This window comes from Mesorhizobium sp. M0496, assembly GCF_040321205.1.
Lineage (GTDB): Bacteria > Pseudomonadota > Alphaproteobacteria > Rhizobiales > Rhizobiaceae > Mesorhizobium.
Genome location: NZ_JAMYRC010000004.1, coordinates 83,199 through 99,310, shown reverse-complemented (window position 1 = coordinate 99,310; position 16,112 = coordinate 83,199). Strand labels below are relative to the sequence as shown.

The window sequence follows — 16,112 nt, the reverse complement described above, 5'->3', positions numbered from 1 at the left end:
GCCGGACTGGAGGTCAGACGGCCCGCAAATTGCTTTTTTTCTTCTATTCGAGATAGCCTCGACTATTCGAGATAGCCGGACGGATCGACCGGAGCCGAATTCTTGCGCACTTCGAAGTGCAGCTTTGGCGAGTCCGTCGTGCCGCTCATGCCCGACAGCGCGATTTCCTGGCCGCGCTTGACCTTCTGGCCGCGCTGCACCTCGATCGAGCTGGCGTGGCCATAGACGGTGACCAAGCCATTCTCGTGACGCACCAGCACCGTGTTGCCGAATTCCTTGAGCCCGTCGCCGGCATAGATGACGACACCGTTTTCGGCCGCCTTGACCGGCGTTCCCGCCGGCACGGCGATGTCGACGCCGTCCTTGCCGGAACCGAAACCGGAGATCACGCGGCCGCGCACTGGCCAGCGCATCTTGCCGATGCCGGTGGCGTCAGGCGCGACGGCGTCGTCGTCCTCGGCCTGCTGGATGACCTTCGAATCTTTCTTCGGCGGCGTGTAGGACGCCAGCGTTTCCGACGGCGTGGTCTTTGCCGCTGGCTGCGTGGTGGCCGTGGTCACAGGATCGATCTTGGCAGGCTTGGCGCTGGCGACCGTCGCGGCCCCACCAGTCGGCACCTTCAGGGTCTGGCCGATCTTGAGCAGTCCATCCTTCATCTCGTTGGCCTGCTTTAGAGCAACGACGCCAACGCCGGTCTTCCTCGCAATCGAAGACATCGTATCGCCCGACTGGACCGTGTAGGTGCCGGCAGCGCCAGTCGCCTTGGCGGCGGCCATCTGCGGCTTGGGCTCCTTGGGCTGGTTTGCGGCAGCCGACGTGTCGACCTGAGCGGCGGACTTGCCCTCCTTCAGCTTCGGCTGCTGTGGCAGCACCGCGACCTTGTCGGGTGCCGTGGCCGGCAGGTCATGCTTGCCGTCTTTCGCCGGCTTGGCGTCGGCGACTTTCGGCTCGCCTTTGCTCGAGTAGGCATAGGCCGGGATGACCAGCTTCTGGCCGGTCTTCAGACCCTTGGTGGCGCTCAGTCCGTTGACCTTCATGATCACGTCGGCCGGCACCTTGTAGTGCTGAGCTATGCCGGAAATCGTTTCACCGTCCCTGACGACGATCTCGGTCGCATGCGGCGTGCCGGCCGCTGCCACGCGCGGGGCATCGGGCTGCGCAACCTTGAACGGCGATGCGGCCGGACCGACGGTACCGGTCGTGGTCCTGTCGACATGCGGCGCCGGAGCCAATGCGGTGCGCGTCGGCTTTGCGGCGGGCGCCAGTGCGGGAGCCGGCTGCGCCTGGGCAACGGGTGGCGGCAGCGGCCGCGTCGAGACCGGCTCGAGGCTGGAGCGGCTGACCGACTGTGTGTGGCTGCCATCGATGGCAGCGGCCGCGACATCGCCCGGATAGGGCTGCTGTACGGCATCCTGCTTGTTGATGATGGTGCGCTGATTGTTGGTCGAGGATGTAAAGACGTCATCGACGCCATTGAACCGCGAAACCTGGGAACTGCACCCCGCCGCAGCACCGGCGACCATGAGGACAGCGCAACCCCGCAGCAGATTGCGTCCGTTTGTCTTCAAAACACTGAGTTGCATCGCACTAACCCGCACATACCCGGTACAAACTAGGCATGATTAAAGCGCGTTAATGTTACTCGACGGTTAACCTCATGGAATCCGATGCAATTTTTCTTAAAATATTAGAGGGCGCGCCGAGGGGAGATTTTAGGTCAGGCCGAGCCGGAGCCAAAGACGGGCGCGACCTACCGTTTGCAGGCCGGCATTACCTGACCCTCAACGCCCCCTAAATGACGGCGGCCACGCTGTTCAGGATCGGCTGCAGGCGGACAAGGCCGATGTCTTCACGCTCGAACCGGCTGCCGACCTTGGTCAGCTTGGCCAGCACCTGTTCGCCCTCCTCGGGTCCGATCGGCGCGATGACGATGCCGCCGCTCGACAATTGGTCGAGCAGGAAGCGCGGCAGGCTGTCGAAGGCGGCCCAGGCAACGATGCGATCGAATGGCCCTTCATTCGGCAGGCCGCCCGAACCATCGGCGTGGCGCACGATGACATTACCGATGCCGAGCGCCTCGAAGCGCTGCCTGGCTTGCTCGACGAGCGTCTTGTAGCGATCAGTGGTGACGACCCGCGCGGCCAGCCGCGACATCACCGCCGAGGTATAGCCGGAGCCGGTGCCGATCTCGAGCACGCGGTTGCCCTGCTCGATGGCGAGTGCGGCGATCACCGCCGCCTGCATGTCGGCGCCTTCGATCGCCTCGCCGCATTCGATCGGCAGCATGCGGTCCGACCAGGCAATGGAATGGAACTGCGCGGCCAGGAAACCGCGCCGCGGCGTCGCCTCGAAGGCCGCGATCAATGCCTTCGGCACCGTCCCCCGGCCGCGCAGGCGTAGCAGAAAGGCGGCAAAGCCTTCGCGGTCATCGATCCCCTGGTTCATGCAAGCGCCTTGCTCAGCTGGTCACGGATTTCATGCGCGGTGAGGTCGAGTTGCAGCGGCGTCACCGACACCAGCCTGTTGCGCAGAGCGAAGAGGTCGGTGCCTTGCTTGCCTTCGACCGGCTCGCGGCCGAAGCGCAGCCAGTAATAAGGCAGGCCGCGCCCGTCACGGCGCTCGTCGACCCATAGGCTGTGCACCAGCTTGCCTTGCGAGGTGACCACTGTGCCGGCGACCTCTTCGGGAAGGCAGTTCGGAAAATTGACGTTGAGCAGCACACCGTCCGGCAGCGGCGTCGCCACCAGCTTCTTCAACAGCGCCGGCGCCAGCGCCTCGGTCGTCTCGTAGGGGACGACACGATCCTCGCCGACATAGCTGTAGCCCTGGCTGAGCGCGATCGAGCGGATGCCGAGCAGCGCGCCTTCCATGGCGCCGGCGACGGTGCCGGAATAGGTGACGTCGTCGGCAATGTTGGCGCCGGAATTGATGCCGGACAGGATCAGGTCGGGTGCGCCGGGCAGGATCTTCTTGACACCCATGATGACGCAATCGGTCGGCGTGCCGCGCACGGCAAAGTGCTTCTCGCCGATCTTGCGCAGCCGCAGCGGCTCCGAGATCGACAGCGAATGCGCATAGCCGGACTGGTCCTGCTCCGGCGCGACCACCCAGACATCGTCGGACAATGTGCGCGCGACGCGTTCGAGCGACGCCAGGCCTTCGGCATGAATGCCGTCGTCATTGGTCAGGAGGATGCGCATTATTTCGCTTCGATCTTTTCCAGACCGCCCATGTAAGGCCGCAGCACTTCAGGAATGGTTACGCTGCCATCCTCATTCTGGTAATTCTCGATGACAGCAATGAGCGCGCGGCCGACGGCGGTGCCCGAACCGTTGAGCGTGTGGACGAAGCGGTTGCCCTTGCCGTCCCTGTCCTTATAGCGGGCGTCCATGCGGCGCGCCTGGAAATCACCGCACACCGAACAGGACGAGATTTCGCGATAGGCGTTCTGGCCGGGCAGCCAGACCTCGATGTCATAGGTCTTGCGCGCGCCAAAGCCCATGTCGCCGGTGCACAGCGTCATGGTGCGGAACGGCAGGCCGAGGCGCTTGAGCACTTCCTCGGCGCATTGCGTCATCCGCTCGTGCTCGGCGAGTGACGATTCCTGATCGGTGATCGACACCAGCTCGACCTTGTAGAACTGGTGCTGGCGCAGCATGCCGCGCGTGTCGCGCCCCGCCGAGCCCGCTTCGGAACGGAAGCACGGCGTCAGCGCCGTATAGCGCAGCGGCAGTTTTTCATGCGCGGTGATTTCCTCGCGCACTAGATTGGTGAGCGGCACCTCGGCGGTCGGGATCAGGCCAAGTCGACCCTCCCCGTGCGAGGTGAAGAACAGATCTTCCTCGAACTTCGGCAACTGGTTGGTGCCGAAAAGAACGTCGTCCTTGACCATCAGTGGCGGGATGACTTCTTCGTAGCCATGCTCGGTCGTGTGCAGATCGAGCATGAACTGACCAAGCGCACGTTCCATCCGCGCCAAGCCGCTTTTCAGCACGGTGAAGCGCGAGCCTGACAGTTTCGCCGCACGCTCGAAATCCATCATGCCGAGCGCTTCGCCGATCTCGAAATGCTCCTTCACCCAGTTCGGGCGCGTCGGCACCTTGCCGACGATATGCTTGACGACATTGTCGTGCTCATCCTTGCCGACAGGCACGTCGTCGAACGGCACGTTGGGCAGCACCGCCAGCGCATCATTCAGCGCCTTATCGAGGTCGCGCTCGCGCGCTTCGCCATTCTGGATGAAAGTTTTTATCTCGCTGACCTCGGCTTTCAGCTTCTCGGCAAGTGCCGCATCGCCCGAACGCATGGCGTTGCCGATCTCCTTCGAGGCGGCATTGCGGCGCTCCTGCCTGGTCTGCAACTCGGTGACGTGTTCGCGCCGCGCCTCGTCCGAGGCGATCAGCCCGTCGACCGTGGACTGCGCCTCACCCGCCGACCACGAGCGCTTCATCAGCGCCTCGACAAGGGCCTTCGGGTTGTCGCGAATCCATTTGATGTCAAGCATGGTCTATCCGTCCTCAAGCTAGGCCAAAGGGGCGTAAACCGCATCTGAGATCGATGCAAGATAGGCTGGGCGGCGACCGTCTTTTTCCGCCGCTGCCGCCGCTCTGTTGCCTACGAGGCTGCCGGCGCCGGAGGCTCGTCTGGGGCTTTGTCCGCCACGGTTTCCGCCGCGTCCTGCTTCTCACGCGCCACACGCTGCTTTTCCTGATCGCGCTCGATCAATCGGGCAGCCCAGATGGAGACCTCGTAGAGAAGGATGGTCGGAATGGCCAAGCCGATCTGGCTCATCGGATCGGGAGGCGTCAGCACGGCTGCGACGACGAAGGCGATGACGATCGCCCATTTGCGCTTCTCGGCCAGCGCCTTGGACGACAGCATGCCGACCCGCGTCATCAGGCTGGTGACCACCGGCAGTTGGAATACCAGGCCGAAGGAGAAGATCAGCGTCATGATCAGGCTGAGATATTCCGACACTTTCGGCAGCAGCGAGATCTGCACCTGATCGTCGGTGCCGGCCTGCTGCATGGCGAGGAAGAACCACATCACCATCGGCGTGAAGAAGAAATAAACCAGCGACGCACCCATCAGGAACAGGATCGGCGACGCGATCAGGAACGGTAGGAAGGCGTTGCGCTCGTTCTTGTAGAGGCCAGGCGCGATGAACTTGTAGATCTGCGTGGCGATCAGCGGAAACGCGATCACCATGCCGCCGAACATTGCGAGCTTGACCTGGGTGAAGAAGAATTCCTGCGGCGCGGTGTAGATCAGCTCGACCTTGTGCGGATCGAGCCCTGCCCATTGCGTCGCCCATTTGAACGGGACGACCAGAAGGTTGAACAGCTTCTTGGCGAAGAAGAAACAGACCAGGAAGGCAACGAAGAAGCCTCCGAGCGACCAGATCAGCCGCCGGCGCAACTCGATCAGATGCTCCATCAGCGGCGCCGACGATTTCTCGATCTCGTCCTTTTCCTTGTCCGAAACGCTCACTTGGCGGCTCCCGCCGTCTTCTTAGCTGTCGGCTTCTTCGCCGGAGCAGGCTTCGGATCGGCTTTCGCCACGGTCTTGGTCGCGAGGGCCTTGGCCGCAACGGGCTTCGCGGCTTTGGGCGTTTCAGCCTTTGCCGCCGTCGCGGTCTTCGCCGATGCAGGCGCCTTTGCACCATTAGCCGAAGCCTTGGCCGGCGCTTTTACCACCGGCACCGCCTTTGCCGGCGCAGGCTTGGCTACTTTCTTTGTCGCGGGCGCCTTCTGCGCCGGTTCTGTCGGCACTGACGCCGTCACCACCGATTCATCGGTCATTGCCGGGAAAATCGGCGCTGCCGGTACTGCTTCCGGCCCGTTGACGCCAGGCATGGTCGTTGCGCCATTCTTCAACGGCTCCGCCGCCAGCGGTATCGAAGCGGCAGGCGTTGCTGGGTCCGCCGCCGGCTTCGGCTTCATCGCCGCGTCGACGCCGGAGCGAACGTCGGCCGCGGCCTGTTCGAACGGATTGAGTTGCTTCCTGATCTCGGCCATCGGGCTGAGGCCTCTGAGCTCGTCTACCGACTTCTTGACGTCGTCGAGCTCGGCTTCCTTCAGCGCTTCGTTGAACTGCTTTTGGAAATCGGACGCCATGGCGCGCAGCTTCGCCGTCGTGCGGCCGAAGGTACGCAGCATATTGGGCAAATCCTTGGGCCCGACGACCACGATCATGACGATCGCGATGACCAGCATTTCGGTCCAGCCGACTTCAAACATGGCACTCTGTTCCGACTAGAACCTGTGGCTCAGCTCTTGCTGGCTTTTTCCTTCGCGGCCGTAACGGTCTCGTCGGCGCGATGTTCGACGGTGCGCTTGTCTTCGGCAACGTCGTCGTCGGCCATGCCCTTCTTGAAGCTCTTGATGCCCTTGGCCATATCGCCCATCAGCTCGGGAATCTTGCCGCGGCCGAACACCAGCAGCACGATCACCAGCACGATCATCCAATGCCAAATCGAAAATGAACCCATAGCAAATCTCTCTCGAACGTTTTCCCTGGCGATGATCTATGCGCTTTCGCGTAGGGATTCAAACACAACTGCGACAGAGTTTATGAAAGGGTGGCGGATGTCACGCATTTTCAACGTGATGGCCCGCTACGAATCCGCGCATCCTCGACAGATCGGCGGCTAATGCCAGTCAATCTTCCGTGACGCGCGGCGTCAGCAGGCCGAGTTCCTCGAGGTCGATGTCGGTCAGCGCTTCCTCGTCGTCGGTCAATGCATCGGGATCGGCCGGCGGCTGTGGAATGGAGAAATTCGACGGCATGCGGCCCGAAAGCAGTCCGGCCCCCTTCAGTTCCTCCATGCCAGGAAGATCGCGGATCTCCTCCAGCGCGAAATGGTCGAGGAAGGTGTCGGTGGTGCCGTAGGTGACAGGGCGTCCCGGCGTTTTGCGCCGGCCGCGCATGCGCACCCATTCCGTTTCCAACAGCGTGTCGAGCGTGCCTTTCGAGGTTTCGACGCCCCGGATGTCCTCGATCTCGGCGCGCGTCACCGGCTGGTGATAGGCGATGATCGCTAGCACTTCGAGCGCCGCGCGGGAGAGCTTCCTTTGTTGGACAGTATCCCGGCTCATCAGGAAAGCGAGATCGCCGGCCGTGCGGAACGCCCAGGCGTCGCCGATACGCACCAGATTGACGCCGCGCCGCGCATAGATCTGCTGCAGCTCGGCCATGGCCAGGGCGATGTTGATGCCGTCCGGCAGACGTGCCGCAAGCTGCTTTTCGCTGACCGGTTCAGCACTGGCGAACACGATCGCTTCGGCCATGCGCACGGCTTCGGCCAGATGCAGCCGCTCGGCCGGATTCTGTACCTGTTGCTCGGCCGGGTTCTGGGAGAGCGACTCCTCTTCCGCTTCATCGCCGACCTTGAACGGGATAACCGAAGCGTTGGCGCGTTCGCTCATGATGCCACCTCGACTGCCTTGATTGCCTGCGCGCGGCCGCGCAGATAGATCGGCGCGAAGACTTCGTCCTGCCGCATGTCCATCGTGCCTTCGCGCACCAGTTCCAGCGTGGCCGCGAAAGAGCTGGCGATCGCCGTGCGCCGCTCCTCGGGGCTGGTCATGTACACGATCAGAAAACTTTCCAGCGTCGCCCAGTCGTGCAGAGCCCCAACCATGCGGGTCAGGATATCGCGCGCGTCCTTGAGCGACCAGACGCCGCGCCTGGCGATCGTCACATTGTTGATCGCCTGCTTCTGCCGTTGCTGGGCATAGGCAGTGAGTAGATCGTAAAGCGAGGCCGAATAGGCGTTACGCTTTTCGATGATGACCATTTCCGGCATGCCGCGCGCGAACACGTCACGGCCGAGCCGGTTGCGGTTGACCAGGCGCGCCGAGGCGTCGCGCATGGCTTCCAGCCGCTTCAGCCGGAACTGCAGCACCGCCGCCAGTTCCTCACCGCTTTCGCCCTCGTCGCCCGGCTGCTTGGGGATCAGTAGCTTCGACTTGAGGAAGGCCAGCCACGCCGCCATCACCAGATAGTCGGCGGCAAGCTCGAGCCTGAGCGCCCTCGCCGTCTCGACAAAGGTCAGGTATTGCTCGACCAGCGCCAGGATCGAAATCCGCGCCAGATCGACTTTCTGGGTGCGGGCCAGATGCAGCAGAAGATCGAGTGGACCTTCGAAGCCGGCCACGTCGACGACCAGCGACGGATCGCCGGTGACGCGTGAATCGTCATTCTCGGCCCACAGACGGTCCATCGGTGCGGCCTTCGCGGCCTTGCTTTCCAATGTTTCCGCCACTTCCTCTCACTTCCCTTTGTTAAGCCACCGCGTCGAAATAGGTGGCGAATTCAGCGCGTATCTCGGTTTCTTCCACCGTGTCGTGTTTCTTAATATAGGTCAGCGCCCGCTTTGCGCGCTCCAGCGACGTGCCCTCGAGCCCCGTGGTTCGCGATGCAATGCCGGCCATCTCCTCGAAAACGCCGTTGCAGTGAAGGACCAGATCGCAGCCCGCCGCAAGGATCGAGGCCGCCTTTGTCGGGAAATCCCCAGAAAGTGCCTTCATCGAAGTGTCGTCGCTCATCAGCAACCCGTCGAAACCGATCTCGCGCCGGATGATCTCGTCGATGACCTTGCCGGAGGTGGTCGCCGGATTGTTGGGGTCGATCGCGCTGTAGACGACATGCGCCGTCATCGCCATCGGCAGATGGCTAAGCTCCTTGAACGGGGCGAAATCATGCCGCTGCAGATCGCTGAGCGAGGCATTGACGACAGGCAATTCGAAATGCGTGTCGGCAGAGGCCCGGCCATGTCCCGGAATGTGCTTCATGACGGGCAGTACCCCGCCTGACATCAGTCCTTCCGCCGCGGCGCGGCCGAGTTCAATCACCGGTCGCGGGTCCTTGCCATAGGCACGTGCACCGATGACGTCGCTGGCGCCCTCGATCGGCACGTCGAGCACCGGCAGACAATCGGCAGTGATGCCGTAGCGCAGCAGATCGAATGCATGCAGCCGCGCCATCAGCCAGGCGGCGCGAGCGCCGGCATCATGGTCGTCGCGCCACAGCGCGCCAAGCGCGCCGCCGGCCGGATAGTTCGGCGCCAGTGGCGGCCTCAGGCGTTGCACACGGCCGCCTTCCTGGTCGATGAACACCAGCGCGTCCGGACGCCCGATGCAGTCACGCATCTCGGCGACCAGATCGCGGATCTGTTCCGTCTCGCCGATGTTGCGCGCAAACAGGATGAAGGCCCACGGGCATTCATTGCGATAGAAATTGATTTCTTCGCGAGTGAGCGATTTCCCGGCACAGCCGAGGATCATGGATTTTGATTCGGTCATATCAGGAGTCTAAAGCTTCGCGCGATCAAAGGGAATCATCCGGATCACAAGCGGTCAAACGCCAGATCTGCTTTCCCCATGAAAAAAGCCGGCGCGATGACCGCGCCGGCTTTTTGATTGGTTGGCTCCGGCTCTAGCGCGAGACGAAGCAGTTGCCGCCGGCGGCCTTGTAGCTGGTGCACAAATTGATCGCGTCGTTGCGCGACTGAGCCGGCACGCGCACACGGTAGAACGTGCCCTTGCCGGCGATCTCGGCCTTGACGATGTTGGCTGTATGGCCGGCAAGCACGCTGCCGTAGCGGCGCTGCAGATCCTGATAGCTGGACTGGGCGCTTTCGACCGTCGGTTGTGAAGCGATCTGCATCGACCACGAACCACCACCAGTCGCGGTCGATGCCGGATCGATGGACGCAACCTGATCGGGCTTGACCTCGCCGACGACATCGACCGGCTGGTCGGACGGGCGCTGCGGCGCGAGCGGAACCTTGGCCGGCGTGTTGGCCGATTGGGCCTTAGCCTCAGCCTTGGGCTTGGCTGCCGGCTTGAGGGCCGGCTCGTCGTTCGCCTGGGCAGCGGCAGGCGCCACGGTCCCGGTCTGGTCCGCAACAGCTTGCGCCAACGGGGCAACATGCTGCGGCGCCGGATCGACCGGCTCCGTTGCGGCCACCTGCGGGGCGGCGGGCGCCGGATCTTCACGCGGCACCAGCGAACCGTCCGATTTGACCACCATGGTCCTCACCTTGCGCGGCGCAACGGCGACGACATCGGCATTTGTGCCCTTGTCGGCATCCTGCAGCACCTGCGCGATACGATCCTCGGACTTGGGCGCGGCCGCCATGTTGTCGGCCGAAGCGGCTACGGCGGTCGGCGCGGCGTTGCCGTCATCGGTTCCAACGACGGCTGCGGCGGCTGCGTTCTGGTCCGGCGAAAGATCGATGGCGCGGGCCGGATCCTTCGCCTGGACGTCCACCGGTTCTTCGGTGTTGGTGACCAGCTTTTCCTGGACCGGCTCAGCGGCCTTCGCGCCCCTGACCGCGTCATAGACCTTGTTGTCCTGGTTCGGCACCACAGCCCCACCCGGATTCTCCGGCTTGACCTTGATTGGCGCGTTGTCCGCCTTGACGATGACAGGCGCTTCGCTGCCGCCCTTGCCGCCGAAAGACAGCGCAAAGGCACCGAGGCCGCCTGCGATCGCCACCGCGCCGACAATCGCGGCGATGAACAGGCCACGTCCGCGCGAAGGCTTCGCAGCCTCACGCTCGTCGAGACCTGGAACAGCCATCGCCTCATCGAGTTCAGGATCGTAGTCGAGTTCATCGACGGTGAAATCATCCGCCTGTGAAGCCGGCTGGCTGCCGGGCAGATTGTCGAGATCGAAGCCATCGGCGGCATCGGCATAGCCGGTGGGCGCCGCCGCGCGGGCAGACACTTCCATCGGACGCGCCGCATAGGTCCGAGCTTCCGGCTCATAGCCCGGCTTGACGCTGTCATAGCCTGGCTTGACGCTGTCATAGCCCTGCGTGACCCCGTCATAACCCCGCTTGACGCTTTCATAACCCTGCTTGACGCTGTCATAGCCCGGCTTGACCCCGTCATAGCTCGGCTTGAAGCCCGCGGCGTAGGCGTCATCATCGTAAGACGCGCCGGCCACGTTGCTTGCGGGAGCGGCAGCGACCTCCACCGCGTTCATCTCGGAGAGAAGGCTGGAGAACTCGGCATCGAGATCGTCATAGCCAGGCGACGCCGGCTGATCTTCCTCGAAGTGCAGTTCCGGAATATCGAGATCGTCCGCCAGCGCCACGACGCGCTCGGGCACATCGACCGTCTCGACATCGGGCATGTCTTCATAACGCGCGGACTGGCGCGATGGCGGCGCGGATACAGGGGCGACGGTCTCGACCGGCTCGGCCGAACGGTAGGACGGTACCGCAGCGACTGCCGGCGCCGCAGCCATGGAGGCCATCGAAGCGGCCGGCTGAGCGCTAAACGCAGGCTGAGCGCTAAATGACGGCTGCTGCGGAACCGGCGTCACGCGGCTCCACGAACGTGCCGGCTCGGGCGGCGTGGAACGCTCCGCCAGCCAATCGAGAGAATCCGCCGAATTATCCTGCGTATCCAGGCTTTTGGCCAAAGCCGCGTCGAACGCATCATTGTCGAGATCGACATCGCCATGTCCGTCGACGTCCGAGGCCGGATCCTGATCCTCAAGTTCATCGAGCAGAAGATCGTCGACATCCGCATCGGCTGCCTGGGCGGCGCCAAGATGGTGGGGCGCCTCAGGCGCGGTTTCTTCAAGATCCCAGTCGAGGTCGCCGACAAGATCGGTCGGCTCCTCTGTGATCTCTGCAGCTGCGGGGACAGACGACTGAGCAGCGATAGCCGGATGAGCCATGACGGGCTCCTCCTTGGCCATAGGCGCTGTGCGCGCGGTCATGGCACCCAGCAGCGCATTCAACTCGTCTTCCAGGCTTCGTTCGTCCGATATGGGGGCTTGAACCGCCGGCGCAGCAGCCGCTTCTGGCGCCGCCGGCTGGACCGCCGCAGCGGCAATTTCGGCGGCGGGTTCTTCGACTGTTTCGGCAAACGTGTCGTCGAAGTTCAGGTCGAAAGCATCATCCGACGCCACTTCATCCGACGCCGCTTCGGGGCTGAGAGCCTCGCCCGTCGCATCCGCGCTATCGGGAAGCGCATCATGCGCTTCCGGCGCGTCGAATGCGACCGGCTCATCAGCGCGAATGTCAAAATCCATGTCGACATCAGCCATGGAATCGTCAAGGCGGTCGGCAAAATCCTCGTCGGAGGCAAGATTCTCGTCGGAGGCCCGGCCGTCACGCGCAGCCGCCTGCTCCGGCAGATACTCGACGGGATCGGCAGCCGTGTAGGGCTGTTCCGCCACCGAATGGTCGTCGAGCATCAGCTCGTCTTCGAGCGAGATCGCAACCGCTTCGTCGATTTCATGATCGGGGGCGGCCGTCTCGACAGCAGGCGCGTCGGCAACGGCAACAGCATGCTGGGCGTCTTCGGCTTCCTCGTCGATCCGGAAGTCCTGGTTGAGCGACGCGGCAAGCTCGTCCGCCATCGGCTGGTCGTCCTCGAAGGGAGAGACATCCTCAAGCGAACTGGCGACGGCATTGTCGAAATCAGCGTCGAAAGCCGGCTCGACAGACGGCGCGGCTTCGGCGGCGGCCGTATCGCTGGCGCCGGCGGCATGGTCGTCGACATCAGTCATGTCCAGATGGAAATCGTCGTCGAGCGACGCGGCAAGCTCGTCGTCGTCCATTGCGCTGGCATCAGCAGCTTCGAACGCAGGCTCATGCTCGAAAGTCTGCTCACGAGCCTCGGCAACCGGAGCGGCGTCGCTGTCGTCAGCGCCGAACTCGCCCATCATTTCCTTCTCGAGATCGATATCGAAATCGCTCTCTTCCGCCACGTGATCGGCGGCTGGGGCTTTCGGCTGGGCGGGCGGCTGCGGCTTGACCGGCTGGCGCGGGTCGAACCCCATGATCCTGGTCAGTTCCGCGAACGGATCATCGCCAGCGATGTCGTTGTTGTCGGCTACTCTCAGCTGGGTTCTGTCTGCCATTATTGTTCCCGAACTCGCACTCATTCGGACGCCATGGACGTCGCGTAGGGTTGGCCCTTACCAGCGCAATGTGGGCAAAAGGTGACAGGTTTTTAGTCAAACCTAACGCATTTCGGTGGGCGCGGCGGCTCCGATCAACGTCAGGCCGGACGTCAAAACATCCGAAACAGCCTGCACCAGCCCTAGTCTGGCATGCGTCAATTGTCGGTCGTTAACCTTAACAAAACGTAAGTCTGGATTATCCGTGCCACGGTTCCAGTGTCCATGGAAGCTGGAAGCCAGATCATAGAGGTAAAATGCCAGCCGATGCGGCTCGAGCGCAAGTGCTGCCGACTCGATCAGGCGCGGATATTCGGCAAGCTTGCGGATCAGGCCGATCTCGCCCTCGTCGGTCAGCAAAGCCACGGCGGACGCCAGGCTGTTGCGGTCGAAATTGGCTTCGCCCAGCTGCTCGCTCGCCTGCCTGAACACCGAATGGCAGCGCGCCGAGGCATACTGCACATAGAACACCGGGTTATCCTTGGACTGCTCGGTCACCTTGGCGAAATCGAAATCCAACGGCGCATCGTTCTTGCGGTAGAGCATCATGAAGCGGATCGCGTCGCGGCCAACCTCCTCCACCACTTCGCGCAACGTCACGAAATCGCCGGACCGCTTCGACATGCGCACCGGCTCGCCGTCCCGAAACAGCTTCACCAGCTGGCAAAGCAGCACGGTAAGTTTCACTTCGTCCCCGGCAATGGCCCGCGCCAAAGCTTCCAGCCGCTTGACATAGCCGCCATGGTCCGCGCCGAGCACATAGATCAGGTCGACGAAGCCGCGATCGACCTTGTCCTTGAGATAGGCGACGTCGGCGGCGAAATAGGTGAAGGAGCCATCGGACTTGACCAGCGCCCGGTCCATGTCGTCGCCGACCGCGGTCGAGCGGAACAGCGTCTGCTCGCGGTCCTCCCAATCGTCGGGCTTCTCGCCCTTGGGCGGTGGCAGCTTGCCCTTGTAGATATGGCCCTTCAGCGTCAAATCGTTGATCGCCGAACGGATCTTCTTGGCATTGTCGGCGTGCAGCGTGCGCTCGGAGAAGAACACGTCGTGATGCACGTTGAGCATCGCCAGATCCTCGCGGATCATCGCCATCATCGCATCGATGGTGCGGTCCTTGACGATGGCGAGCGCCTCGTCGTCCGGCATCTGCAGGAGCGAGCGGTCGAACTCCTTGGCCAGCGCCTGACCGACAGGGACGAGATAATCGCCGGGGTAAAGCCCAGCCGGTATCTCGCCGATATCATCGCCAAGCGCCTCGCGGTAGCGCAGTATGACCGAGCGGCCGAGCACGTCGATCTGCGAGCCGGCATCGTTGATGACATATTCCTTGGTCACGTCGTAGCCGGCGAAGGCCATCAGATTGGCGAGCGCGTCGCCGACCACAGCACCCCGGCAGTGGCCGACATGCATCGGCCCCGTCGGATTGGCCGAGACATATTCGACATTGGTCTTCCTGCCGCCGCCAACGGTCGAACGTCCATAGTTGCGGCCCTCGCCAAGCAGCTCGGTCAGATGCGTCTGCCAGAAGCCGTCCTTCAGCCGGAGATTGACGAAACCCGGACCGGCCACGTCGGTGGCGGCGACATCCTTGTCGTCACGCAGCGCTTGCGCCAGTTTCTCGGCCAGCGCGCGCGGATTCTGGCCGGTCGGCTTGGCCAGCACCATTGCCGCATTGGTCGCCAAGTCGCCATGGCTGGCGTCGCGCGGCGGCTCGACGGCAATGCGCGACAGGTCCGGCGAAACGCCATTACTGTCTTTCAAATCAAGCGCTTCGACGGCTTTTATGATTCGCGCGGTGAAATCGGCGAAGATGTTCATGGGACTGGCTCTGGTGGCTTTGCAGGGAATCCGGCTCGTTGGCCGGCAAAATCGAGCCCGCCCTAGCTCAATTCAGGCGTATGGTCAAACAAACGCCGGTGCTCCTTGAGCGCATAGGTGTCGGTCATACCCGCCAGGAAGTCGGCGACGCTGCGCGCCTTGATGCGATCGTCGGCCCGATCCAGCCCCTCGCGCCAGCCGTCCGGCATGGCGCGCGGATCGGCGAAATAGGCGTCGAACAGATCCTTGACGATCTGCTCGGCGTCCGCGCGCACCCGCATGACTTCCGCGTGCCGATAGAGATGCTTGTAGAGAAAAGCCTTCAGTTCTTTCTCGAAGGCGGCCATTTCGGCCGAGAAAGTCACCATAGTCTCGCCCGCCGCCCTCACCGCATCGGCGCTCTGAGGCCTGATGCGCTCCAGATTGGCAGTGGTGGAGACGATGACGTCCTCGACCATGGCGGTGATCTGCCGCCGCATCAGTTCATGGCCGGTGCGCACATCATCGAGGGAGGGATAGCGTGCGCGCACGCCTCTCAGAATGGTTCCGGGCAGCGAAACCGTCTCCAGCATGTCCAGCGTCAGCAGCCCTGCCCTCAAGCCATCGTCGATGTCATGGTTGTTGTAGGCGATGTCGTCAGCGATCGCCGCGCATTGCGCCTCGATGCCGGCAAACCGGTCCAGTTCGAGGTCATGCAGCTGCGAATAGTCACGGATCGCCTGCGGCACCGGCCCTTTCAGACCTTGACCATTGGCGTCCGTCAGCGGTCCATTGTGCTTGACCAGACCTTCCAGCGTTTCCCAGGTCAGGTTGAGCCCGTCGAATTCGGCGTAGCGCGCCTCTAGCCTTGTCACGATGCGCAGCGATTGCGCATTGTGGTCGAAACCGCCCCAGGCGGCCATCTTCTCGTTCAGCGCGTCCTCACCAGTGTGGCCGAAAGGCGTGTGGCCGAAATCATGCACCAGTGCGACTGCCTCGGCGAGATCCTCGTCGCCGCGCAGCGCCCGTGCCAGGGCGCGCGCGATCTGCGCCACTTCGATCGAATGGGTCAGCCGGGTGCGGTAGTGGTCGCCTTCATGCGCAATGAAGACCTGCGTCTTGTGTTTGAGCCGGCGGAAGGCCGTCGAATGAATGATGCGGTCGCGGTCGCGCTGGAACGGCGTGCGGGTCGGGCTTTCCACCTCGTCGAAAAGCCGTCCACGCGACTTTGCCGGATCGCAGGCATAGGCGGCGCGTGGCCGATAGCCGAATCCGATGTCGCCCAACTCATTGGTCATGGCTGATGCTGCCGCAGTTGACTTGGTCCAGTTGGCTTGGGCCTGGTTGACTTGGCCCCTCGCGCTTCATACCTATCATGTGAAACC

The 16,112-nt window shown here is 63.1% G+C and carries 13 protein-coding genes; all 13 read right to left on the bottom strand.

Features of this window, described 5'->3' with window-relative positions:
* Positions 1-62 precede the first annotated feature (62 nt).
* Positions 63-1,583 carry a peptidoglycan DD-metalloendopeptidase family protein gene (locus NKI73_RS06480; protein WP_352628021.1) on the bottom strand — a complete coding sequence of 507 codons (1,521 nt, stop codon included), beginning with the start codon at positions 1,581-1,583 and terminating at the stop codon, positions 63-65.
* Positions 1,584-1,791: 208 nt separating this feature from the next.
* A complete protein-coding gene (locus tag NKI73_RS06475; protein ID WP_352628020.1) occupies positions 1,792-2,445 on the bottom strand; it encodes a protein-L-isoaspartate(D-aspartate) O-methyltransferase in 654 nt (217 codons plus the stop codon).
* Complete coding sequence (gene surE / locus NKI73_RS06470) at positions 2,442-3,200, bottom strand: 5'/3'-nucleotidase SurE (protein ID WP_352628019.1); 759 nt, start codon at positions 3,198-3,200, stop codon at positions 2,442-2,444. The genes NKI73_RS06475 and surE overlap by 4 nt, the downstream gene beginning before the upstream one ends.
* The gene (serS, locus tag NKI73_RS06465; RefSeq protein WP_352628018.1) at positions 3,200-4,504 is read right to left on the bottom strand and encodes a serine--tRNA ligase; all 1,305 of its coding nucleotides are present in this window, start codon (positions 4,502-4,504) and stop codon (positions 3,200-3,202) included. Before serS ends, surE begins: the two co-directional genes overlap by 1 nt.
* A gap of 110 nt (positions 4,505-4,614) precedes the next feature.
* Positions 4,615-5,490, bottom strand: a complete 876-nt coding sequence (gene tatC, locus NKI73_RS06460) for a twin-arginine translocase subunit TatC (RefSeq protein WP_352628017.1) — start codon at positions 5,488-5,490, stop codon at positions 4,615-4,617.
* Positions 5,487-6,239, bottom strand: a complete 753-nt coding sequence (gene tatB, locus NKI73_RS06455) for a Sec-independent protein translocase protein TatB (protein WP_352628016.1) — start codon at positions 6,237-6,239, stop codon at positions 5,487-5,489. Before tatB ends, tatC begins: the two co-directional genes overlap by 4 nt.
* Before the next feature lie 29 nt (positions 6,240-6,268).
* On the bottom strand, positions 6,269-6,490 hold the full coding sequence (locus NKI73_RS06450) for a twin-arginine translocase TatA/TatE family subunit (protein WP_352628015.1): 222 nt from the start codon (positions 6,488-6,490) through the stop codon (positions 6,269-6,271).
* Positions 6,491-6,659: 169 nt separating this feature from the next.
* Positions 6,660-7,427, bottom strand: coding sequence for an SMC-Scp complex subunit ScpB (gene scpB, locus NKI73_RS06445; RefSeq protein ID WP_352628014.1), 768 nt, complete (start codon positions 7,425-7,427; stop codon positions 6,660-6,662).
* On the bottom strand, positions 7,424-8,224 hold the full coding sequence (locus NKI73_RS06440; RefSeq protein WP_352628141.1) for a segregation and condensation protein A: 801 nt from the start codon (positions 8,222-8,224) through the stop codon (positions 7,424-7,426). Before NKI73_RS06440 ends, scpB begins: the two co-directional genes overlap by 4 nt.
* 61 nt (positions 8,225-8,285) lie before the next feature.
* On the bottom strand, positions 8,286-9,305 hold the full coding sequence (nagZ, locus tag NKI73_RS06435; RefSeq protein WP_352628013.1) for a beta-N-acetylhexosaminidase: 1,020 nt from the start codon (positions 9,303-9,305) through the stop codon (positions 8,286-8,288).
* 133 nt (positions 9,306-9,438) lie between these two features.
* Entirely contained in the window at positions 9,439-12,888 is a 3,450-nt protein-coding gene (locus tag NKI73_RS06430) for an SPOR domain-containing protein (RefSeq protein ID WP_352628012.1), read from the bottom strand.
* A gap of 102 nt (positions 12,889-12,990) precedes the next feature.
* Positions 12,991-14,748 carry an arginine--tRNA ligase gene (argS, locus tag NKI73_RS06425; RefSeq protein WP_352628011.1) on the bottom strand — a complete coding sequence of 586 codons (1,758 nt, stop codon included), beginning with the start codon at positions 14,746-14,748 and terminating at the stop codon, positions 12,991-12,993.
* Positions 14,749-14,810: 62 nt separating this feature from the next.
* Positions 14,811-16,025: a deoxyguanosinetriphosphate triphosphohydrolase gene (locus tag NKI73_RS06420; RefSeq protein ID WP_352628010.1), complete on the bottom strand. Its 1,215-nt coding sequence runs from the start codon at positions 16,023-16,025 to the stop codon at positions 14,811-14,813.
* Positions 16,026-16,112 lie beyond the last annotated feature (87 nt).

Bases quoted from the DNA above. Each gene is read 5' to 3' on its own strand.
- nagZ (WP_352628013.1), bottom strand. From the start codon at position 9,305: ATGACCGAATCAAAATCCATGATCCTCGGCTGTGCCGGGAAATCGCTC.
- argS (WP_352628011.1), bottom strand. From the start codon at position 14,748: ATGAACATCTTCGCCGATTTCACCGCGCGAATCATAAAAGCCGTCGAA.
- surE (WP_352628019.1), bottom strand. From the start codon at position 3,200: ATGCGCATCCTCCTGACCAATGACGACGGCATTCATGCCGAAGGCCTG.
- serS (WP_352628018.1), bottom strand. From the start codon at position 4,504: ATGCTTGACATCAAATGGATTCGCGACAACCCGAAGGCCCTTGTCGAG.
- NKI73_RS06450 (WP_352628015.1), bottom strand. From the start codon at position 6,490: ATGGGTTCATTTTCGATTTGGCATTGGATGATCGTGCTGGTGATCGTG.
- NKI73_RS06480 (WP_352628021.1), bottom strand. From the start codon at position 1,583: ATGCAACTCAGTGTTTTGAAGACAAACGGACGCAATCTGCTGCGGGGT.
- NKI73_RS06430 (WP_352628012.1), bottom strand. From the start codon at position 12,888: ATGGCAGACAGAACCCAGCTGAGAGTAGCCGACAACAACGACATCGCT.
- NKI73_RS06475 (WP_352628020.1), bottom strand. From the start codon at position 2,445: ATGAACCAGGGGATCGATGACCGCGAAGGCTTTGCCGCCTTTCTGCTA.
- scpB (WP_352628014.1), bottom strand. From the start codon at position 7,427: ATGAGCGAACGCGCCAACGCTTCGGTTATCCCGTTCAAGGTCGGCGAT.
- tatB (WP_352628016.1), bottom strand. From the start codon at position 6,239: ATGTTTGAAGTCGGCTGGACCGAAATGCTGGTCATCGCGATCGTCATG.
- NKI73_RS06420 (WP_352628010.1), bottom strand. From the start codon at position 16,025: ATGACCAATGAGTTGGGCGACATCGGATTCGGCTATCGGCCACGCGCC.
- NKI73_RS06440 (WP_352628141.1), bottom strand. From the start codon at position 8,224: ATGGACCGTCTGTGGGCCGAGAATGACGATTCACGCGTCACCGGCGAT.